We start from the raw sequence: 21,869 nt of genomic DNA on the forward strand, positions 1-21,869 counted from the left end.
CGGTGAGGAGGGGGCGCCCTTCGCTCTGCGTGGGCCACGGGCGGCTCAGACCTCGCTCTTGCTGAGTTCCCAGAAGCGGAACACCGTGGAGGCGTCGAGGCAGTACTCGAGGCCGTAGACGCCGTCGCGGACGACCGCGTACTGCTTGGCCTGCCAGACGGGCAGCACGGGCAGTTCCTCGGCGACGATGTCCTGCAGCTCGCCGAACTCCTTGTCGGTGGCCGACCGGTCGCCCTGCGCGGCGGTGGCCGGGATGAGCGAGCCGGTGATCCGGGAGTTCTCGTAGTTGTTGTTCAGGACGTTGCCCTTGCCGAAGAAGGGCCCGGTGAAGTTGTCGGCGTCGGGGTAGTCGGGCACCCAGCCCTTGACGTAGACGCCGTACTTGCCGGCCGCGATGTCCTTCTCGTACTGCTCGAAGTCGACGGACTTCATCTCGGCGTCGAACAGTCCGCTGGCGTTGAGCTGCTTGGCGATCGCGGCGAGTTCCTGGTCGGTGGCCGGGCCGTAGCGCGACGGGGTGGACCAGAGGGTCAGCTTCACCTTGCCGGTGATGCCTTCCTCGGCGAGCGCGGCGGCCGCCTTGGCCTTGGAGGGGCGGGCGCCGTAGGTGTCGAAGAAGGCGGTGTTGTGACCGGCGATACCGGCCGGGATGATCGAGTACAGCGGGGTGGCGGTGCCCTGGTAGACGTCCTGGATGAGGGCCTCGCGGTCGAGCAGGTGGGCGATGGCCTTGCGCACGCCGAGCTTTCCGGCGACCGGGTCGTCCATGTTGAACACCAGGTGCTGGACCTCGGCGCTGCTGCCCTCGATGACCTCGATGGTGCCGGTGCCGTCGTCGGACTTCTCGATGTCGGTGATGGCCTGGGCGGTGAGGCCTCGGTAGGCGACGTCGACCTCGGCGTCCTGGACGGCCTTCTTCAGGGCGTCCTGGTCGCCGTGGAAGAACTTCAGCGTGACGCCGGAGTTCTTGGGCTCGACGGTGCCCTTGTAGTGCTCGTTGACGGAGAAGACGGCCTCGTCCTCGCTGAAGGAGTCCAGCTTGTACGGGCCGGAGCCGATGGCCTGGCCGTCCTTGCGCAGCCCGTTCGCGTCGTACTCGCGGTGGTTGACGATGGAGCCGGCACCGGAGGCGATCTTGCTGGGGAAGGTGGCGTCGGGGGTGTTCAGGTGGAAGACGACCGTCTTGTCGTCGGGGGCCTCCACCTTGTCCAGCGTGGGGAACATGATCGCCGGGCCGTCGGGGTCGTCGATCTTCAGCATGCGGTCGAAGGAGAACTTGACGTCCTTCGAGGTGAGCTCGTCACCGTTGCTGAACTTGAGCCCGTCCTTGAGGGTGCACGTGTAGACCTTGGTCTCGGTGCCGTTGAAGGAGCAGTCCTCGGCGGCTTCCGGCTGCGGCTCGGTGGCTCCCTTGGGGAAGCTGAGCAGCGACTGGAAGACGTTGTTGAACAACAGCCAGGAGCCCGGGTCGTAGCCGGAGGCGGGGTCGGTGGCGAGGACGTCGTCGGACATGCCGACCACGACGTTGGAGCCGTCGGCCCCCGAGTCGCCGTTCTCCGATCCGCAGCCGGTCAGCAGGCCGGAGGCGAGCCCTGCCACGATCGGCAGGACCGGCCACTGGTTGCGCAGGTTCACGTGTGTGCCTTGTCGTTCGTTGCTTCAGGCCCCGGGCCACGTCCCCGGCCCGGGGCGAGGACGGTCCGTCAGCCGCTCACTCCGCGGCCGAGCTCCCACAGCTGGAGCGTGGAGGAGGAGTTGAGGGCGTAGGCGGTGCCGGTGATGTCGTCGCGGGCGGCGACGTACTGCTTGCCCTGCCACAGCGGCAGGACGGGCACGTCGGCGGCCACGATGTTCTGCATGTCCGTCAGGCTTCCGGCGGCGGCCAGGCGGTCGGCCTGCCGGCGTGACTCGGGGATGAGGTTCTTCTGGATGTCGGCGTTGGAGTAGGGCGAGCCGAGGAAGTTGTCCTCGTCGAGGAACGGGGCGAGGAAGTTGTCGGCGTCGGGGAAGTCGGGGAACCAGCCCATGCCGTAGACGTCGTACTCGCCCTTGATCTCGGCCGGGCGGAAGGCCGACCAGGGGGCGCCCTTGATGTCCACCTTGAACAGGCCGCTGTCGTTGAGCTGCTTGCGGAGCTGCTCGAACTCCTTCTTCGTGGCCGGTCCGTAGTGGTCGGTGGTGTAGTGCAGCGTCAGTTCGACGGGGGTGTTGACGCCGGCCTTCTGCAGCAGGGCGCGGGCCTTGGCGGTGCTGGGCTCGCCGTACTTGTTGAAGAACGAGTTGGAGTGGCCGGTGATGCTGGCAGGGACGAGCGAGTACAGCGGCTCGGCCTGGGAGCCGTAGACCTTGGAGACGAGTTCGCTGCGGTTGACGAGCTGGGCCATCGCCTGGCGGACGGCCTTGCTCTTCACCGTGGGCGCCTCGGTGTTGAAGGCGAGGTAGCGGATCTCCAGGCCGGGCATCTCGATGAGGTCGACGTCGTCGTCGGCGTTGCCGGCGAGCTGGTGGATCTGCTCGGGCGACATGGTGCGGCTCATGACGTCGATGTCCTGCTTCTCCAGCGCCTCGCCCATGGCGTCGGCGTCCTCGAAGGAGACCATCTCGACCTTGTCGTTGTTCACCTTCAAGGCGCCCTTGTAGTCGGGGTTCTTGGTGAAGGTGGCGCGGACCAGGTCGTTGTTCTCGGACTCGATGTCGACCGTGTAGGGGCCGGAGCCGTCGACCTCGAAGCCGTCGCGCAGCTCGTCCTTGGCGTAGCTGCCGGGGTCGACGATGCCGGCGACCGGGGTGGACAGCTTGTACGGGAAGGTGGCGTCGGCCGTCTTGAGGTGGAAGACGACTTCGCGTTCGCCCTGGGTCTCGATGGTGTCGATGGTGGACAGCAGGGCGGAGACGCCGCTGTCGGCCTTCAGGGCGCGGGCGCGGTCGATGGAGTACTTCACGTCGGCGGCGGTCACGGCGTCGCCGTTCGCGAAGGTCAGGCCGTCGCGCAGGGTGCAGCTGTAGCGCTCGTTGCCGGCGTCGGTGAATCCGCAGGACTCGGCGGCCTCGGGTACGGGTTCGCCCTCGCCGCGCGGCTGGATCATCAGGGTCTGCACGGTCTGGCGGAGGATGTTCCAGGTGCCGACGTCGTAGGCGTAGGCGGGGTCGAGGGGCGCGGGGGCGTCCTTCGAGGCGGTGAACCGGTCCGTGGTGCCGACGACGATCGCGTCGCCGTCGCCGCTCCCGCTCTCGGTCTCACCGCAGGCGGCGAGTACCGGCGCGAGCAGGCCGGCCACGGCCGCCAGCACCAAAGTCTTGCGGTTCATGCTCGAGTTTCTCCACAGCTGTCGACTCCGTGTATCCGGCATGCAGGGGTGGCGCAGCGGATCACGGGGGTTGGGGCGATGTTCTCGCGACGAGATTAGTCCGCGCCCGCAGGAGGGTTCGCGGCCACCGGAGTTGAGCGTTCATCACGCAGTGAAACCGGGTGTGAACGCACCGGCAAAGGTGACCGGGGAAGGATTGGGACAGACGTCGCGCGATCGGGGCACAACGGCACACGGACGACCGCAGAAAAGGGGCGGACAGCACATGCCGCCCCTACTGTCGACCCCCCTGAACGTGGTAAACGTCACAAGAAAAACGGGGTCGGTGGTACAGGAATGCATCCATGGCCGACGTGCCCGAAGCGCGGCCGAATTCCCTCGCACAGATGTCGTACGGATGTCCCGGCGGCTCGGAGCGTACGGCTCCGAATTCCCGCCCCGGCGCCGATGCACACTGGGTGAACGCTCAGAGCATTTCCGTCATCAGACCGTGCAGAAATGTCAGGTCGACGACTTCCAGCGAGGGGACGACGGTGCGTCCGGCGGCGGGCAGGATCGGGGCGACGGAGGGCACGGCCACGACCTGGCAGCCGGCCGCCTCGGCGGAGGCGACACCGGTGGCGGTGTCCTCGATCACGGCGCACCGCGCCGGGTCCACACCGAGCCCCGCGGCGGCGGCCAGGTACGGGTCGGGGTGCGGCTTGGTGCGCGGGACCTCGTCCCCGGCGACGGACAGCGCGAAGTGGTGCGGGCCCAGGGTCGACAGCACCCGGTCGATGATGCGCCGGTGCGAGGCGGAGACGAGGGCCGTGGGGATCTCGTACTCGAGCAGTTCGGCGAGCAGCCGGGCGGCGCCGGGCATCAGCGGCAGGGCGTGGTCGATGCGCGCCTCGAAGCCGTCGTTGAGCAGCACCGTCAGCTCGGCGAGTTCGATGTCGGCGCCGGTCGCCTCGATCAGGAACCCCGCGCTGCGGGTCATGGGGCCGCCGACCACGACATGGCGCCAGGAGTCGTCGAGGGTGTGACCGAGGGAGGCGAACACCTCGCACTCGACGTCCCACCAGAAGCCCTCGGTGTCCACCAGGGTGCCGTCCATGTCGAGGAGCACGGCCTGCAGGGCGGAGCCCTCGGCCGTACGGGTTCCTAGCGCGGGGACCGTACTGGTCATCCACGTACCTCCTTCACAGGGACGATCAGGCCGGTTCCCGCGCGGGGAACCGGCCTGCAGTGGACCGACCAGTGTACGTCGTGTGCGGCGCGAACGCCTCTTGTGGCACGTGGGGGCCCGTTCGGGGGCCCCGGCGGGGCCTCAGCGGGCGTTGAAGTACTTCGCCTCCGGGTGGTGGATCACGATGGCGTCGGTGGACTGCTCGGGGTGGAGCTGGAACTCCTCGGACAGCTTGACGCCGATCCGCTCGGGTTCGAGCAGCTGGGCGATCTTGGCGCGGTCCTCCAGGTCGGGGCAGGCGCCGTAGCCGAGGGAGAAGCGGGCGCCCCGGTACTTCAGGGCGAACATGTCCTCCATCTCGGCCGGGTCCTCACCGGCGAAGCCCAGCTCCGAGCGCACGCGTGCGTGCCAGTACTCGGCGAGGGCCTCGGCGAGCTGCACGGACAGGCCATGCAGCTCCAGGTAGTCCCGGTAGGCGTTGGCCTCGAACATCCGGGCGGTCTCCTCGCCGATGCGGGAGCCGACGGTGACGACCTGGAGGCCGACGACGTCCTGCTCGCCGGACTCCTCCGGGCGGAAGAAGTCGGCGAGGCACAGCCTGCGGCCGCGGCGCTGGCGCGGGAAGGTGAAGCGGGTGCGCTCGTTGCCCTGCTCGTCGAGGATGATCAGGTCGTCGTCCTTGGAGACGCACGGGAAGTAGCCGTAGACGACGGCCGCCTCCAGCAGGTTCTCCGTCTGGAGCTTCTCCAGCAGACCGCGCAGCCGGGGCCTGCCCTCGGTCTCGACGAGTTCCTCGTAGGTCGGGCCCTCGCCGGTGCGGGCCTGCTTGAGCCCCCACTGGCCCTTGAACAGGGCGCCCTCGTCGAGCCAGCTCGCGTACTCCTTGAGCTGGATGCCCTTGATCACGCGGGTGCCCCAGAATGGCGGGGTGGGCACGGGGTTGTCGGTGGCGACGTCGGAGCGGACGTGCCCGGCCTCGGGGCGTTCCTCGACCTCGACGGTGGCCGCGCGGACCCGGCGCTGGCGCAGTTCGGGCAGCTTGGCGCCGGGGACGCCGCGCTTGATGCCGATGAGGGCGTCCATCAGGCGCAGGCCCTCGAAGGCGTCGCGGGCGTAGCGGACCTCGCCCTGGTAGATCTCGTGCAGGTCCTGCTCGACGTAGGCGCGGGTGAGGGCGGCGCCGCCGAGGATGACCGGGAACTTCGCCGCGAGGCCGCGCTGGTTGAGCTCCTCCAGGTTCTCCTTCATGATCACCGTGGACTTCACCAGCAGCCCGGACATGCCGATCACGTCGGCCTTGTGCTCCTCGGCGGCCTCCAGGATCGCGGAGACCGGCTGCTTGATGCCGAGGTTGACCACGTTGTAGCCGTTGTTCGACAGGATGATGTCGACGAGGTTCTTGCCGATGTCGTGGACGTCGCCGCGCACGGTGGCCAGCACGATGGTGCCCTTGCCGGCCTCGTCGGTCTTCTCCATGTGCGGCTCGAGGTGGGCGACGGCGGCCTTCATCACCTCGGCGGACTGGAGCACGAACGGCAGCTGCATCTGGCCGGAGCCGAACAGCTCGCCGACGACCTTCATGCCGTCCAGCAGGGTGTCGTTGACGATCTCGAGGGCCTTGCGGGTCCCCAGGGCCTCGTCGAGGTCGGCCTCCAGGCCGTTGCGCTCGCCGTCGATGATGCGGCGCTTGAGGCGCTCGTCCAGCGGCAGCGCGGCCAGCTCCTCGGCCTTGCCCGCCTTCAGGGACTTGGCGGTGGCGCCCTCGAACAGCTCCATCAGCTTCTGCAGCGGGTCGTAGCCCTCGCTGCGCCGGTCGTAGATGAGGTCGAGGGCGGTCTGCACCTCTTCCTCGCTGAACCGGGCGATGGGGAGGATCTTGCTGGCGTGCACGATCGCCGAGTCCAGGCCCGCCTTGACGCACTCGTCGAGGAAGACGGAGTTGAGCAGGATGCGGGCGGCCGGGTTGAGGCCGAAGGAGATGTTGGACAGGCCGAGGGTGGTCTGCACGCGCGGGTGGCGCCGCTTGAGCTCGCGGATGCCCTCGATGGTGGCGATGCCGTCCTTCCGGGACTCCTCCTGCCCGGTGCAGATGGTGAAGGTCAGGCAGTCGACGAGGATGTCCTCCTCGTGGATGCCCCAGTTGCGGGTGAGGTCGTCGATCAGCCGTTCGGCGATCTCGACCTTCTTCTCGGCGGTGCGGGCCTGGCCCTCCTCGTCGATGGTGAGCGCGATGAGCGCGGCCCCGTGCTCCTTGGCGAGCTGGGTGACCTTGGCGAAGCGGGACTCGGGGCCGTCGCCGTCCTCGTAGTTCACCGAGTTGATCACCGCGCGGCCGCCGAGCTTCTCCAGGCCGGCCTGGATGACGTCGACCTCGGTGGAGTCCAGCACGATCGGCAGCGTGGAGGCGGTCGCGAAGCGGCCGGCCAGCTCGCGCATGTCGGCCACACCGTCGCGGCCGACGTAGTCGACGCACAGGTCGAGCATGTGGGCGCCCTCGCGGATCTGCTCGCGGGCCATCTCCACACAGTCGTCCCAGCGACCCTCCAGCATGGCCTCGCGGAACTTCTTCGAGCCGTTGGCGTTGGTGCGCTCGCCGATGGCCAGGTAGGAGGTGTCCTGGCGGAACGGCACCGACTGGTAGAGGGAGGCGGCGCCGGGCTCGGGCTGCGGCGTGCGCTCGGGCGGGGTCACGCCGCGGACGCGCTCCACCAGCTGCCGCAGGTGCTCCGGGGTGGTGCCGCAGCAGCCGCCGACCAGGGACAGGCCGTAGTCGCGGACGAAGGTCTCCTGGGCGTCGGCCAGGCCCTCGGCGTCGAGCGGGAAGTGCGCGCCGTCCTTGGTGAGGATGGGCAGGCCGGCGTTGGGCATGCACAGCAGCGGGATGCGGGAGTGGCGGGCGAGGAAGCGCAGGTGCTCGCTCATCTCGGCCGGGCCCGTGGAGCAGTTCAGGCCGATCATGTCGATGCCGAGCGGCTCCAGCGCGGTCAGCGCGGCGCCGATCTCGGAGCCGAGCAGCATGGTGCCGGTGGTCTCGAACGCCATGGAGGCCAGCAGCGGTACCTCGACGCCGGTCGCCTCCATGGCCTTGCGGGCGCCCAGGATGGACGCCTTGGTCTGGAGGAGGTCCTGGGTGGTCTCGACGATCAGCGCGTCGGCGCCGCCGGCGAGCAGGCCCTCGGCGTTGGCCTGGTAGCCGTCGCGGATGGTGCCGTAGTCGACGTGGCCCAGGGTGGGCAGCTTGGTGCCGGGGCCGATGGAGCCGAGCACCCAGCGGGTGCGGCCGTCGCGGGCGGCGTGCTCGTCGGCGACCTCGCGGGCGATGCGGGCGCCGGCTTCGGACAGCTCGTGGACGCGGTCGGCGATGTCGTACTCCGCCGCCGCGGTGTGGTTGGCGCCGAAGGTGTTGGTCTCGACGCAGTCGACTCCGGCGTCGAAGTACTCGGAGTGGACCGAACGGACGATGTCCGGGCGGGTCAGGTTCAGGATCTCGTTGCAGCCCTCGAGGTTCTGGAAGTCCTCGAGCGTGGGGTCCTGGGCCTGGAGCATGGTGCCCATCGCTCCGTCGGCGACCACCACGCGGGTGGCGAGCGCCTCTCGGAGGGCGGACACACGGGTCCGGCTGTCGGCGGAAGGGGTCAGCGGCAACGAGGCCATGGAAGGGGCTCCCTCAGGTGCGACGGCTGTCGGCTTTGCGTCTGCCCGGAAGTCTCTCGGGGACTTCCCCCGGCAGGGCGCACGCCGTCAGGGTATCCGGGACCGCGCCCGGATGTTCAGGGCGTCCACGGGGCGGACGATGATGGCCGCCGGGCGGTGTACGGAGGACGAGTGACGCGATCGATCTCGCCCGACCATTAGCGAGAGGTCGGCATCGACCGGTAGTGTTCGACATTGCCGAACAGCGGCAGCGACGTCGCACGTCGACGCTCGAAGGGGACGGAGGCAGCACGGCGATGGCACGGAACATCCAGTCGCTCGAACGGGCGGCGGCGATGCTGCGGCTGCTCGCGGGCGGCGAGCGGCGGCTCGGCCTGTCGGACATCGCCTCGTCGCTGGGCCTCGCCAAGGGCACCGCCCACGGGATTCTGCGCACCCTCCAGCAGGAGGGCTTCGTCGAGCAGGACGACGCCTCCGGGCGCTATCAGCTGGGCGCGGAGCTGCTGCGGCTCGGCACCACCTATCTGGACGTGCACGAACTGCGGGCACGGGCGCTGGTGTGGACGGACGACCTGGCCCGCTCCAGCGGGGAGAGCGTCTATCTGGGGGTGCTGCACCAGCAGGGCGTGCTGATCGTGCACCACGTCTTCCGGCCGGACGACAGCCGGCAGGTCCTGGAGATAGGGGCCATGCAGCCGCTGCACTCCACGGCCCTGGGCAAGGTGCTCTCCGCGTACGACCCGGTGGCGCACAGCGAGGCGATCGAGGCCGACCGCAAGGTCTTCACGGACCGGACGGTGTGCGAGCTGGACGCCTTCGAGCACATCCTCGACCTGACCCGCGCGCGGGGCTACGCGGCGGACGTCGAGGAGACCTGGGAGGGCGTCGCGTCCGTGGCGGCCCCCATCCATGACCGGCGCCGCATGCCGGTGGGCGCGGTGGGCGTCACGGGCGCGGTGGAGCGGCTGTGCCGGCCCGACGAGGACGGGGTGCTGCGGCCCGAGCTGATCGCGGCGGTCCGGGACTGCGCCCGCGCGGTGTCGCGCGATCTGGGCGCCGGGCGGTTCTGAGCAGGGCGGACACGCCTCACAGCGAGACCGGGATGCCTTACGGCATTCCGGTCCCCGTCGTACGCTGAGACGGCCATTTCGGGCAGAAGGCGACAGATCCGCCCCGTAGATCGATAACTTGCGCCCATCAATAACGATCGGGCTTTCGATAACCAGACTCTTGACGCACGTCTTACGCCGGGCAAGACTCCCGTCCATCGGTCGGCATTGTCGAACACCTACCGGCAATACGCGCTAGAGTGTGGCAACGCCAAGGGCCGGCATCGCTCTCACCCCTCGAGGGCGCCGCTCCCCGGTGGGACCCGGGGGTCGGCTTCCCTGGACGTAAGGACAAAGGAGTCGCGGGTGTCCAGCTCCGACATCTTCATCGGCGAGACCATCGGTACCGCCATACTCATCCTGCTCGGCGGCGGCGTCTGTGCCGCCGTGACGCTGAAGGCCTCCAAGGCCCGTAACGCCGGCTGGCTCACCATCGCCTTCGGCTGGGGCTTCGCCGTCATGACGGCGGTATACATCGCCGGTCCGCTCTCCGGCGCACACCTCAACCCGGCCGTGACCGTGGCTCTCGCCATCAAGGACGGCGAGTGGTCCAACGTTCCGATCTACTTCGCCGGAGAGTTCCTCGGCGCGATGATCGGCGCGGCGCTGGTCTGGGTGGCCTACTACGGCCAGTTCCACGCCCACCTCACCGACAAGGAGATCGTCGGCGGTCCGGGCGCCCAGGCCACCGCCGCCAAGTCGGTCGAGGCCCAGGAACAGGGCGCCGGCCCGGTGCTGGGTGTCTTCTCCACCGGCCCGGAGATCCGCCACACGGTGCAGAACCTGCTCACGGAGATCATCGGCACCGTCGTGCTGCTGCTCGCCGTGCTCACCCAGGGTCTCAACGACGCGGGCAACGGCCTCGGTGTCCTCGGCGGTCTGATCACGGCGCTCGTGGTCGTCTCGATCGGTCTGTCGCTGGGCGGTCCGACCGGATACGCCATCAACCCGGCCCGTGACCTCGGCCCCCGCATCGTGCACGCCCTGCTGCCCCTGCCCAACAAGGGCGGCTCCGACTGGGGCTACGCCTGGATCCCGGTGGTCGGTCCGCTGATCGGCGGCGCCATCGCGGCCGGCCTCTACAACGTCGCCTTCGCCTGAGCTTCAGTAGAAGCGCCGTACGTACAGCCCCGTAACCAAGGAACCCCCAGGAGCACACAGTGACCGACGCCCACACCGCCGGCCCGTTCATCGCAGCCATCGACCAGGGCACGACCTCCTCCCGCTGCATCGTCTTCGACCGCGACGGGCGCATCGTCTCCGTCGACCAGAAGGAGCACGAGCAGATCTTCCCCAAGCCGGGCTGGGTCGAGCACAACGCCACCGAGATCTGGACCAACGTCCAGGAGGTCGTCGCCGGGGCCATCGAGAAGGCCGGCATCACCCGCGACGACATCAAGGCCATCGGCATCACCAACCAGCGCGAGACCACCGTGCTGTGGGACCGCCACACCGGTGAGCCCGTCCACAACGCCATCGTCTGGCAGGACACCCGCACCGACGCCCTGTGCAAGGAGCTCGGGCGCAATGTCGGCCAGGACCGCTTCCGCCGCGAGACCGGCCTTCCCCTCGCCTCCTACTTCGCCGGTCCGAAGGCCCGCTGGCTGCTCGACAACGTCGAGGGCCTCAAGGAGCGCGCCGAGGCCGGCGACATCCTCTTCGGCACCATGGACACGTGGGTCATCTGGAACCTGACCGGCGGTGCGGACGGCGGCCACCACGTCACCGACGTCACCAACGCGTCCCGCACCATGCTGATGAACCTGCACACCATGCAGTGGGACGAGAAGATCGCCGAGTCAATCGGCGTGCCGCTCGCGATGCTGCCGGAGATCCGCTCCTCCGCCGAGGTCTACGGCGAGATCAAGGGCGGCAAGCTGGGCGACCTGCTCGGCGGCATCCCGGTCGCCTCCGCGCTCGGCGACCAGCAGGCGGCCCTGTTCGGCCAGACCTGCTTCTCCGAGGGCGAGACCAAGTCGACGTACGGCACCGGCACCTTCATGGTGATGAACACCGGTGACAAGCTCATCAACTCCTACAGCGGCCTGCTGACCACGGTCGGCTACCAGATCGGCGACCAGAAGCCGGTCTACGCCCTGGAGGGCTCGATCGCCGTCACCGGCTCGCTGGTGCAGTGGATGCGCGACCAGATGGGCCTGATCTCCACCGCCGCCGAGATCGAGACGCTCGCGCTCTCGGTCGAGGACAACGGCGGCGCGTACTTCGTGCCGGCCTTCTCCGGACTGTTCGCCCCGTACTGGCGCTCCGACGCCCGCGGTGTGATCGCCGGTCTGACCCGGTACGTCACCAAGGCGCACCTCGCGCGCGCCGTGCTGGAGGCCACCGCCTGGCAGACGCGGGAGATCGCCGACGCCATGACGAAGGACTCCGGTGTGGAGCTGACCGCCCTCAAGGTCGACGGCGGCATGACCTCCAACAACCTGCTGATGCAGATGCTCGCCGACTTCGTGGACGCCCCCGTGGTGCGCCCGATGGTCGCCGAGACCACCTGCCTCGGCGCCGCCTACGCCGCCGGTCTCGCCGTCGGCTTCTGGAACAGCACCGACGACCTGCGCGCCAACTGGCGGCGGGCCGCCGAGTGGACCCCCCGCATGGACGCGGAGACCCGCGACCGTGAGTACAAGAACTGGCTCAAGGCCGTCGAGCGGACCATGGGCTGGCTCGAGGACGAGGAGTAAGAACCCGACATGACCACTCAGTCCACCCTGCAGTCCATACCTGCTCTGGGGACGCGCCCGGCCTCCGGCTCGAACCCGAGCCGGGCCGAGACCAGGGAGCAGCTCGCCAAGGCGTCGTACGACCTTCTCGTCATCGGCGGCGGCATCCTGGGCATCTCCACCGCCTGGCACGCCGCGCAGTCCGGCCTCAGGGTGGCTCTGGTGGACGCCGGTGACTTCGCCGGCGCCACCTCCTCCGCCTCCTCCAAGCTGCTCCACGGCGGTCTGCGCTATCTGCAGACCGGCGCGGTGAAGCTGGTGGCGGAGAACCACTTCGAGCGCCGTGCGGTCTCCCGCCAGGTGGCCCCCCACCTGGCGAACCCGCTCACGTTCTACCTCCCCGTGTACAAGGGCGGGCCGCACGGCGCGGCGAAGCTCGGGGCCGGTGTCTTCGCCTACTCCGCGCTGTCGGCCTTCGGTGACGGCGTCGGCCATCTGCTCAGCCCCGCCAAGGCCGCGCAGGACGTGCCGGAGCTGCGCACCGAGAACCTCAAGGCCGTGGCCGTGTACGGCGACGACCAGATGAACGACGCGCGCATGGCGCTGATGACGGTCCGCGCCGCCGCCGAGGCGGGCGCCGTCGTCCTCAACCACGCCGAGGTGACGGGGCTGCGCTTCACCCGGGGCCGGGTCACCGGCGCGGAGCTGCGCGACCGTCTCTCCGGCGACGAGTTCGGGGTGAACGCCCGGCTCGTGCTGAACGCGACCGGACCGTGGGTGGACCACCTGCGCCGAATGGAGGACCCGAATGCCGCACCGTCCATCCGCCTGTCGAAGGGCGCGCATCTGGTCCTGAAGCGGACCTCCCCGTGGAAGGCCGCGCTCGCGACCCCGATCGACAAGTACCGCATCACCTTCGCCCTCCCCTGGGAGGACATGCTGCTGCTCGGCACGACCGACGAGGAGTTCGAGGGCGACCCGGCGGACGTCTCGGTCACCGAGAAGGACACCGCCCAGATCCTCGACGAGGCCGCGTTCTCCATCCGCGACCAGCAGCTGTCCCGCGACCTGATCACGTACTCCTTCGCGGGCCTGCGGGTGCTGCCGGGCGGCCCCGGTGACACGGCGAAGGCCAAGCGCGAGACGGTGGTGACCGAGGGCCGCGGCGGCATGCTGTCCGTCGCCGGCGGCAAGTGGACGACGTTCCGCCACATCGGCCGTACGGTGATGCAGAAGCTGCAGTCGCTGCCGGGTCACCCGCTGGGCGACGACTTCGAGCCGATCGGCTCGCTGCCGAAGAAGCTGCCGCTGCCGGGTGTCGCCAACCCGCGCGCGGTCGCCCACCGGCTGCTGGTCGACCACCCGGCGCCCGGACCGCGGATGGCGGCGGACACCGCCAGGCACCTGGCCACCCACTACGGTTCGCTGGCCTTCGACATCGCCCGGCTGGCCAACGAGGACCCGGCGCTCGGCCGGCGCATCCACCCGGACGCGCCCGAGATCTGGGCGCAGGTCGTCTGGGCCCGTGACCACGAGTGGGCCGAGACGGTGGACGACGTGCTGCGCCGCCGCACCACCCTGACGATCCGCGGTCTGGCCACGGACGAGGTCCGCGCGGACGTGCAGGAGCTGCTCGACAAGAAGTGACGGCACGACTCCGGTTCCCCCGCACGGGAGCCGGCGCCGGGGCGGCCCCTCGCCGACGGGGCCGCCCCTCGGCCTGTCCCCAACTCGCCGCGGGGGCCGGTGCGTACGGCGGGGCGTGGAGCGGTGGCTCGCGGGGCAGTGATGGGGCACTTCCCCCGCGAGGGGGCTGCGGGCGGCCCCTGAGCACGCCGTAAGGTTGGGGGGTACGCGAGGGCACGTCGGAAGGAGGCCGTGGGTGATCGAGCTCGAGGGGGTTCCCGAGCTGGTCGACCCGGTCATGGTGGCCGCGTTCGAGGGCTGGAACGATGCCGGCGACGCAGCCTCCACCGCGGTCGCGCATCTGGAGCGGGAATGGAAGGGCGAGGTGTTCGCGGCGCTGGACGCCGAGGACTACTACGACTTCCAGGTGAACCGGCCCACGGTGTTCATGGACGCCGGTGTCCGCAAGATCACCTGGCCGACGACAAGGTTGTCGGTCGTCCGGGTCGGCGGCGACAAGCCGCGTGACCTGGTGCTGGTGCGCGGTATCGAACCGTCCATGCGGTGGCGTTCGTTCTGCAACGAGCTCCTCGGCTTCGCCCATGAACTCGGCGTGGAGCTGGTGGTGATCCTGGGCGCCCTGCTCGGTGACACCCCGCACACCCGTCCGGTCCCGATCAGCGGGACCACCTCCGACGCGGATCTGGCCCGGCGGATGGATCTGGAGGAGACCAAGTACGAGGGGCCGACCGGCATCGTCGGTGTGCTCCAGGAGGCGTGCACGCATGCGGGCGTGCCGGCCGTGTCGCTGTGGGCGGCGGTGCCGCACTACGTGTCGCAGCCGCCCAACCCGAAGGCCACGCTGGCGCTGCTCAACCGCCTCGAGGACCTGATCGACGTGCGGATCCCGCTGGGCGAGCTGCCCGAGGACGCGCGGGCCTGGCAGGTCGGCGTGGACCAGCTGGCCGCGGAGGACAGCGAGGTCGCCGAGTACGTGCAGACGCTGGAGGAGGCCCGCGACACCGCGGAGCTGCCCGAGGCGTCGGGTGAGGCGATCGCCCGGGAGTTCGAACGGTATCTGCGGCGCCGTGACGGGTCGTCGGGACCGCAGGGCGGGCACGCCACGGCGGACGGCGGGGAGGGCCCGTCGCCGTCGTCGTACCGGAGGGACAGCCCCGGCGGACGGACCCGGCCGCCGAAGCCGCCCAAGCCGGACGCGGAAACGGACGCGGACGCGGACTCCGGCGACGGGGAGTCGTCGGAGGACTGACACAGCAGCAGAGGTGGGGCCCCGTCTTTTCGACGGGGCCCCACCTCTGTGTGACCTGTCCGGGGAGGCCGGCGCGCCGATCGTTACAGAGCGACGCCCAGCAGGGCGTCCACCGCGCGGGAGACGACACCGGGCGCGCCGATGTCGCTGCCGCCGCTCTCCTCCTGGCGCACGACCCAGCGGTCGACGGCGGCCAGCGCGGCCGGGGCGTCCAGGTCGTCGGCGAGGGCATCGCGGATCTCCTCGACGAGTTCCTCGGCGGGCGGGCCGTCGGGCCGGGAGACCGCCGCACGCCAGTGGCCGAGGCGGGTCACGGCGTCCTGGAGGACCTGGTCGGTCCACTCCCAGTCGGCGCGGTAGTGGTGGGCGAGCAGCGCCAGCCGGATGGCGGCCGGGTCGACGCCCTCGCGGCGCAGCTGGGAGACGAAGACGAGGTTGCCCTTGGACTTGGACATCTTCTCGCCGTGCAGGGCGACCATGCCGGCGTGGACGTACGCCTTGGCCATGGGGAACTCGCCGGTGAGCACCTGGGCGTGCGAGGCGCCCATCTCGTGGTGCGGGAAGACCAGGTCGGAGCCGCCGCCCTGGACGTCGAAGCCCATGCCGAGGTGGTCGAGGGCGATGGCCACGCACTCGATGTGCCAGCCGGGGCGGCCCCGGCCGAGGGAGGCGCCGTCCCAGCTGGGCTCACCCTCGCGGGCGGCCATCCACAGCATCGGGTCGACGGGGTTCTTCTTGCCGGGGCGGTCGGGGTCGCCGCCGCGCTCGGCGGACAGCAGCCGCATGGCGGCGGCGTCGAGGTGGGAGACCTGGCCGAAGTGCGGGTCGGACTCGACGGAGAAGTAGATGTCGCCGTCGACCTCGTAGGCGGCGCCCAGGTCCCGGAGCCGCTCGACGAGCGGGACGATGCCGGGTATCGCCTCCACGGCACCTATGTACTGCCGCGGGGGCAGCATCCTGAGGGCCGTCATGTCCTCGCGGAAGAGGGCCGTCTCCTTCTCGGCGAGGGCGGTCCAGTCGATGTTGTCACGCTCGGCCCGCTCCAGGAGCGGGTCGTCGACGTCCGTGACGTTCTGGACGTAGTGAACCTGCCGCTTGGTGTCGAGCCACACGCGCTGCACGAGGTCGAACGCGTTGTAGGTCGCCGCGTGTCCGATGTGGGTGGCGTCGTACGGGGTGATGCCGCAGACGTAGATACGGGCGACGGGACCGGGGTCGAGGGTGACCGGGCCGCCGGTCGCGGTGTCGTGGATCCTCAGGTCGCGGCCCTGACCGGGCAGGGCGGGGACTTCGGAAGCGGGCCAGGCATGCATGCCTCGAGCCTAACCGGACCGGAGTTCCGGATACGAACCGGAGCGGTCCGGATGACCGGGAAGGCACTCTTGCGCAACGCCGGGCGACGTGCTGCCGGTGCCCTTGAGCCCACGTTGTCGGCTCGTGCGGCTCACACCGGGGGCCAGGGGATGGCGGGCCAGTCGCCGGTGGGTTCCGGATGACGCGCGGTGGTGAGGAGGGCGTCGACGCGTGCACGGGTCGCGGCGATCTCGGCGCGGGTGATCAGCGGGGCCAGGCGGGTGGCGAGGGCGCCGCCGTCCGTGAGCGCCTTGCCGAGGCCGCCGAGGACGTCCAGGGCCTCCTGCGTCAGCGGCTCCCCCGCCCAGCCCCACAGGAGGGTGCGCAGCTTGTTCTCGACGTTGAAGGTGACGCCGTGGTCGATGCCGAAGAGGCGGCCGTCGGCGGTGGGCAGCAGATGGCCGCCCTTGCGGTCGGCGTTGTTGATGACCGCGTCGAGCACGGCGAGCCGGCGCAGCCGCTCATCGTCGGCGTGCACGAGCAGCGCGGTGCGGCCCTCGCCGGTCTCCGCGAATCCGATCGCCTTCCAGCCGGGCTCCGGCTCCTCCCCGTCCACCAGGGCGAGCAGCTCCGCGCCCGGCGCCGGGTCGATCCACAGCTGGCACATGCCTTCGCCGTACGGCCCGTCGCGCAGCACGGTCGGCGGGACCAGGCCCCAGCCGGTCGCCTCGGACACCTCGTACGCGGCGACCTCCCGCCCGGCGAGCGTGCCGTCGGGGAAGTCCCACAGCGGGCGTTCGCCGGCGACGGGCTTGTAGACGCAGGTGGCCTCGCGGCCGTCGTGGGTGACGGTGCAGTACAGCGCCGCGTTCGACGCCTCACGGATGCGGCCGCGCACGGTCAGCTCGCCCTCGGCGAGCAGCTCCCGGACGGCCGGGTCGACGGCCGTCACGCTCCGCGGCGGTATCCGTTCTGGCGCGGACATACGTGTCCTTCCGGGTCGAGCGGGAGGCTGCACAGCGGGCACGGCGGCCGCCCGGCGTTGACGACGTCGAGGGCGCGCTTGGCGAACGCCCTGGCCTGGGCGCCGGTGAGCCGGACCCGCAGCATCGGGGGGCCGTTCTCCTCGTCCTGCAGCAGCCGCTCCTCGGCCTCGGCGAGGTCCTCCTCGGAGTCGGCGTCCAGTTCGACGAGCGCCTGCGCCTCGACGATCATGCGCTGCTCCTCACCGTCCCAGGCGAGCGCCATGGTGCCGACGCGGAACTCCTCCTCCACGGGGGTGTCCAGCGGGGCGGTGTCGGTGATCTCGGTCGGTGCCATGGCGGGTACCGCGGCACTGCCGCCGCTGCGCCTGACCACCTCGTCGAGCAGTTCGTCCATGCGCTCGGCGAGCGCGGCGACCTGGGTCTTCTCCAGGGCCACGCTGGTCACCCGGGAGCCGGCGGAGGCCTGGAGGAAGAACGTACGGCGCCCTGGCAGCCCGACCGTACCGGCCACGAAACGTTCCGGTTGGTCGTAGAGGAACACCTGACGGGACACGTCCTGTCTCCATTGAGAGTTGTGGCAAGTCTGAGAGTTGTGGCTCGTCGTGGGCAGAAGCATCAACGGCAGTGCTGCGACCGCTTCACCCTACTGCGGCCGACGATCACGGTGCGCCCGCACCGCCCCCGACCGGGGCCTCATCGGCGGGCGGCTCGTCCCGCGGTGCCAGCGAGGCGAGGTCGCCGGTGTCGCCGAGGCGCACGAGGAAGGGGCGCAGCCGGGTGTAACGGATCGCGGTGATGGAACACGGATCGACGGAGATCCGCTGGAAGAGGTCGAGATGAAGTCCGAGTGCGTCCGCGACGAGGGACTTGATGATGTCCCCGTGCGAACACATCAGATACACGGCGTCGGCGCCGTGGTCGCGCTCCACGCGCGCGTTCCACTCCCGCACCGCCTCGGCGGCGCGGGTCTGCATCGCGCGCATGGACTCGCCGCCGGGGAACGCCGCCGCCGAGGGGTGCGCCTGCACCACCTCCATGAGCGGCTCGTCCTTGAGCTCGGCGAGTTTGCGGCCCGACCAGTCGCCGTAGTGGCACTCGCCGATGCGGTCGTCGGTGTGGGCGGTCAGCGAGGGGCGGGCCGCGAGCAGCGGCCGGATCGTCTCCTGGCAGCGCTGGAGCGGGCTGGTGACGATCTCGGCGAGGGGCAGCTCGGCGAGCCGCCCGGGCAGGGCGGCGGCCTGGGCGGCGCCGCGTTCGTCGAGGGCGACGCCGGGCGTCCAGCCGGCGAGCAGTCCCTCGGTGTTGGCGGTGGAACGTCCGTGCCGGACCAGCAGCAAGGTGGGCATGCGGCCCAGGGTAGGCGCACGCGCGCGTGCGGTGTCCTGTACGGCGCCCTGTGCGGTGCCCTGTGTGATGTCCGGCCAGTGAGAGGAGGATGCGCTTCGTGATCGTCGACTGTGCCATCTACCGGGAGGGGCATCGCGCGGAGGGGCCCGAGGACTTCTCCGACGCACTCGCCGAGGCGCGGTCGGCGGGCGGGTTCGTCTGGATCGGGCTGCACGAGCCGACCGAGGACGAGTTCGAGGCGGTCTCGCAGGAGTTCGCGCTGCATCCGCTGGCCGTCGAGGACTCCCTCAAGGCGCATCAGCGGCCCAAGCTGGAGGTGTACGACGACTCGCTGTTCCTGGTGCTCAAGCCGGTCGTGTACGAGCCGAGGAGCGACACCGTGTCGTCCGGCGAGATCATGGTCTTCCTCGGTGACGCGTTCGTGGTGACGGTGCGGCACGGGGAGGGCGCGCCGCTGTCGGCCGTACGGCATCGGCTGGAACACGAACCGGAGCTGCTGGGCAAGGGGCCGACGGCCGTGCTGTACGCGATCGCCGACGCCACCGTCGACCACTATCTGGAGGTCGCGACCGAGCTGGGGACGGACCTGGAGGAGCTGGAGGCGGAGGTCTTCTCACCGGACGGCGGGGGTTCGCGGCACACCGCGTCGCGGATCTACAACTTCAAGCGGCAGATCCTGGAGTTCCGCCGGGCCACGGGCCCGCTGGCCCTGCCGATGACGCGGCTGGCGGGCGTGGGCACGTTCGGGGGAAGCGTGCCGTTCGTGGAGGACAAGGCGCGGCCGTTCTTCCGCGACGTGCACGATCACCTCACACGGGTGAACGAGTCCGTGGAAGGGCTGGACCGGCTGGTGTCGGACATCTTGTCGGCGCATCTGGCGCAGATGAGTGTGCGGCAGAACGACGACATGCGGAAGATCTCCGCGTGGGCGGCGATGGCGGCGGTGCCGACGATGATCGCCGGGATCTACGGGATGAACTTCGAGCACATGCCGGAGTTGCGGTGGGAGTGGTCGTATCCGGCGGTGATTCTGGTGATGGCGGCGTTGGAGGTGTTCCTGTTCCGGCTCTTCAAGAGGCGTGGCTGGCTGTAGGGCGGGGCGCGGGGAGGTGACGCTCAGGCGAGTTCCGGTTCCGGGCCGGCCGGGCCGCCCAGCGCGTTGCGGCGGGCGGGCGTCCTGAGGGAGACCATGCGGCGCCATCCGGCCAGGCGTTCGTACACGTACATCGCGTGGATGCCGGCCGCCAGGAGGGCCGCCTTGGGCCTGGGCCAGCCCAGGATGCGGCCCATGTGGGCCATGACCGCGAGGCTGACATCGCGGTAGATGCGGATCTCGGCGAGCGCGCACTCGCGCAGGGTCCGCTGGATGGTGCGTCCGTGTCCGGCGCGGGCGAGGCGGAGCAGTTCCTCGTGGCAGTAGGCGAGGTGGTTGTCCTCGTCGTTGGAGATCATCCTGACCGCGCGGCCCAGGTCCGGGTGGTCGGCGAAGTACTTGCGGAGCATCCGCATCTGCTCGGAGGCGCGCTGCTCGGTGACCCTGCTGTGGGCGAGGTAGGTGACGATGTCCTGGACCGTGAGCGGCTCCTCGCGTTTGAGCTGGTCGTGGGCGAGGCCGATGCCGCCGCGTTCGAGGAGCATCGTGTAGTCGGTCTCGGGCGGGACGGGTACGGGGTCCAGGCCGCGCTTCTTCAGCAGGGCGTTGAAGATCCGGCCGTGCTTGTCCTCGTCGGCGCCGTGCCGGGTGATCTTGGGGGCCAGGTCGCGCTCGGTCTCGGGGACCAGCGCGGCGATGCGGGCGTTCTCCCAGCCGCCCTGGGACTCGCCGCTGGCGGCGATGGAGCAGAACAGGGCGAAGGACTCGTCGTTGTCGAGGATCTCCTGGAACAGACTCTTGGCCGTGAGCATGTGACCACCTCTCCGCAGGGTCCGCACAACACGAGTCGAAGCACGAGTCAAATGCGGAGGGAGAGGGGCTGCAACAGGTGTGCCGGACAACTCCGCCAAAAGGAGGACGGGATGAGGGCGGGCGGGCGTAACTGTGGGCGCGGTCGGGCGTTGTTGTGTTTGACGGCCGTGGCGGGGTGGGCCCCCGAGCCCCCACCACGGCCGCCGGTGACTGCGTCGGCTTCGGCCGGTGGTTGCGTTTTCTTACGCCAGGCCCGCGCGTTCCAGGGCCTCCGTGCCGGCGCGGAGGGATGCGAGGCGTTCCTCGAGGGTGAAGCCGGCCGGGGCGAGGGTGAGGGTGGTGACTCCGGCGGCGGCGTAGGCCTTCATGCGGTCGGCGATGCGGTCCACCGAGCCGAGCAGGGTGGTGGAGTCGATCAGGTCGTGCGGTACGGCCGCGGCGGCGCCCTGCTTGTCGCCGGACAGGTACTTGTCCTGGATCTCGGCGGCTTCCTTCTCGTAGCCCATGCGCTGGGCGAGCTGGTTGTAGAAGTTCTGCTTGCGGCTGCCCATGCCGCCGACGTAGAGCGCGGTGTAGGGGCGGAAGGTGTCGGCGAGGGTGGTGACGTCCTTGTCGTCGCCGACGGCGAGGGGGACGGTGGGGCAGATGTCGAAGCCGTCGAGGGTCTTGCCGGCCTTCTCGCGGCCGGCGCGGAGGTACTTGACGGCGGTGTCCTCGAGGTGGTCGGCGGAGGGGAAGATCAGCAGGGCGCCGTCGGCGATCTCGCCGGTCTGTTCGAGGTTCTTCGGGCCGATGGCGGCGATGTAGAGGGGGATGTGCTCGCGCTGGGGGTGGACCGTGAGCTTGATGGGCTTGCCGGGGCCGCCGGGGAGGGGGAGGGTCCAGTGCTCGCCCTCGTAGGAGAGGCGTTCGCGGGTCATGGCCTTGCGGACGATCTCGACGTACTCGCGGGTGCGGGCGAGGGGCTTGTCGAACTTGACGCCGTACCAGCCCTCGGAGACCTGGGGGCCGGAGACGCCGAGGCCGAGGCGGAAGCGGCCGCCGGAGAGGGAGTCGAGGGTGGCGGCGGTCATCGCGGTCATGGCCGGCTGGCGGGCGGGGATCTGGAAGATGGCCGAGCCGACGTCGATGCGGGTGGTCTGGGCGGCGACCCAGGTGAGGACGGTGGCGGCGTCGGAGCCGTAGGCCTCGGCGGCCCAGCAGACCGAGTAGCCGAGGCGGTCGGCTTCTTGCGCCACGGTGAGGTTGTCCGCGTCCATTCCGGCACCCCAGTAGCCGAGGTTGATCCCGAGCTGCATGACCGTCTCCCCTTACCGATGAGTAACGTGGCTTGTGCGGGCAGGGTATACCGCGGGTGGTCGGGTGGGATGCCTGCGGCGCAGCTGTCCCTCCGGTGGGGGCGGGTGTAGCGCCTGCGGTGGGTGGGTGAGTCGGGGCCGGGTCGGTGGTGTCCGTCCTCGGTCTGGCGCGGAATCGGTCGACTCGAGAAGCGGGGGCGTTGACGCGCCAGCCGCTGCGGGCAGA

The 21,869-nt window shown here is 70.3% G+C and carries 16 protein-coding genes; 6 read left to right on the plus strand and 10 right to left on the minus strand.

Going from position 1 to position 21,869, the window contains the following annotated elements; translation table 11 throughout:
- Positions 1 to 45 precede the first annotated feature (45 nt).
- The 4 genes from N4P33_RS11305 to metH all read right to left on the minus strand — a co-directional run bounded on the left by N4P33_RS11305 (position 46) and on the right by metH (position 8,130).
- Entirely contained in the window at positions 46 to 1,635 is a 1,590-nt protein-coding gene (locus N4P33_RS11305) for an ABC transporter substrate-binding protein (RefSeq protein WP_260826226.1), read from the minus strand.
- A gap of 68 nt (positions 1,636 to 1,703) precedes the next feature.
- Positions 1,704 to 3,308 carry an ABC transporter substrate-binding protein gene (locus tag N4P33_RS11310; protein WP_260826227.1) on the minus strand — a complete coding sequence of 535 codons (1,605 nt, stop codon included), beginning with the start codon at positions 3,306 to 3,308 and terminating at the stop codon, positions 1,704 to 1,706.
- Positions 3,309 to 3,774: 466 nt separating this feature from the next.
- Positions 3,775 to 4,476, minus strand: coding sequence for an HAD family phosphatase (locus tag N4P33_RS11315; RefSeq protein WP_260826228.1), 702 nt, complete (start codon positions 4,474 to 4,476; stop codon positions 3,775 to 3,777).
- A 141-nt stretch (positions 4,477 to 4,617) separates the two neighbouring features.
- Positions 4,618 to 8,130, minus strand: a complete 3,513-nt coding sequence (metH, locus tag N4P33_RS11320; RefSeq protein ID WP_260826229.1) for a methionine synthase — start codon at positions 8,128 to 8,130, stop codon at positions 4,618 to 4,620.
- A 296-nt stretch (positions 8,131 to 8,426) separates the two neighbouring features.
- On the opposite strand from metH, the gene N4P33_RS11325 reads away from it, so the two are divergent.
- The 5 genes from N4P33_RS11325 to N4P33_RS11345 all read left to right on the plus strand — a co-directional run bounded on the left by N4P33_RS11325 (position 8,427) and on the right by N4P33_RS11345 (position 14,813).
- Positions 8,427 to 9,200 carry an IclR family transcriptional regulator gene (locus tag N4P33_RS11325; protein ID WP_260826230.1) on the plus strand — a complete coding sequence of 258 codons (774 nt, stop codon included), beginning with the start codon at positions 8,427 to 8,429 and terminating at the stop codon, positions 9,198 to 9,200.
- Between the two features lie 345 nt (positions 9,201 to 9,545).
- A complete protein-coding gene (locus N4P33_RS11330; RefSeq protein WP_260826231.1) occupies positions 9,546 to 10,340 on the plus strand; it encodes an MIP/aquaporin family protein in 795 nt (264 codons plus the stop codon).
- Positions 10,341 to 10,399: 59 nt separating this feature from the next.
- Positions 10,400 to 11,938: a glycerol kinase GlpK gene (gene glpK, locus N4P33_RS11335; protein ID WP_260826232.1), complete on the plus strand. Its 1,539-nt coding sequence runs from the start codon at positions 10,400 to 10,402 to the stop codon at positions 11,936 to 11,938.
- Positions 11,939 to 11,947: 9 nt separating this feature from the next.
- Entirely contained in the window at positions 11,948 to 13,564 is a 1,617-nt protein-coding gene (locus N4P33_RS11340) for a glycerol-3-phosphate dehydrogenase/oxidase (RefSeq protein WP_260826233.1), read from the plus strand.
- Between the two features lie 235 nt (positions 13,565 to 13,799).
- Entirely contained in the window at positions 13,800 to 14,813 is a 1,014-nt protein-coding gene (locus tag N4P33_RS11345; RefSeq protein ID WP_260826234.1) for a PAC2 family protein, read from the plus strand.
- An 83-nt stretch (positions 14,814 to 14,896) separates the two neighbouring features.
- On the opposite strand, the gene mshC is transcribed toward N4P33_RS11345, so the two are convergent.
- The 4 genes from mshC to N4P33_RS11365 all read right to left on the minus strand — a co-directional run bounded on the left by mshC (position 14,897) and on the right by N4P33_RS11365 (position 18,438).
- On the minus strand, positions 14,897 to 16,126 hold the full coding sequence (gene mshC, locus N4P33_RS11350; protein ID WP_260826235.1) for a cysteine--1-D-myo-inosityl 2-amino-2-deoxy-alpha-D-glucopyranoside ligase: 1,230 nt from the start codon (positions 16,124 to 16,126) through the stop codon (positions 14,897 to 14,899).
- A 131-nt stretch (positions 16,127 to 16,257) separates the two neighbouring features.
- Positions 16,258 to 17,091: an SCO1664 family protein gene (locus N4P33_RS11355; protein ID WP_260826236.1), complete on the minus strand. Its 834-nt coding sequence runs from the start codon at positions 17,089 to 17,091 to the stop codon at positions 16,258 to 16,260.
- A complete protein-coding gene (locus N4P33_RS11360) occupies positions 17,055 to 17,645 on the minus strand; it encodes a DUF3090 domain-containing protein (protein ID WP_142196350.1) in 591 nt (196 codons plus the stop codon). Before N4P33_RS11360 ends, N4P33_RS11355 begins: the two co-directional genes overlap by 37 nt.
- A gap of 106 nt (positions 17,646 to 17,751) precedes the next feature.
- On the minus strand, positions 17,752 to 18,438 hold the full coding sequence (locus N4P33_RS11365) for a histidine phosphatase family protein (RefSeq protein WP_260826237.1): 687 nt from the start codon (positions 18,436 to 18,438) through the stop codon (positions 17,752 to 17,754).
- A 98-nt stretch (positions 18,439 to 18,536) separates the two neighbouring features.
- On the opposite strand from N4P33_RS11365, the gene corA reads away from it, so the two are divergent.
- On the plus strand, positions 18,537 to 19,532 hold the full coding sequence (gene corA, locus N4P33_RS11370) for a magnesium/cobalt transporter CorA (protein WP_260826238.1): 996 nt from the start codon (positions 18,537 to 18,539) through the stop codon (positions 19,530 to 19,532).
- 23 nt (positions 19,533 to 19,555) lie between these two features.
- Here the strand turns inward: corA and N4P33_RS11375 are convergent, their stop codons facing one another.
- On the minus strand, positions 19,556 to 20,344 hold the full coding sequence (locus tag N4P33_RS11375; RefSeq protein WP_260826239.1) for a ferritin-like domain-containing protein: 789 nt from the start codon (positions 20,342 to 20,344) through the stop codon (positions 19,556 to 19,558).
- Positions 20,345 to 20,587: 243 nt separating this feature from the next.
- Complete coding sequence (locus N4P33_RS11380) at positions 20,588 to 21,643, minus strand: LLM class F420-dependent oxidoreductase (protein ID WP_260826240.1); 1,056 nt, start codon at positions 21,641 to 21,643, stop codon at positions 20,588 to 20,590.
- Between the last annotated feature and the right edge of the window lie 226 nt (positions 21,644 to 21,869).

Origin of the sequence: Streptomyces sp. 15-116A, assembly GCF_025290915.1 — a bacterium.
Taxonomy (GTDB): domain Bacteria; phylum Actinomycetota; class Actinomycetes; order Streptomycetales; family Streptomycetaceae; genus Streptomyces.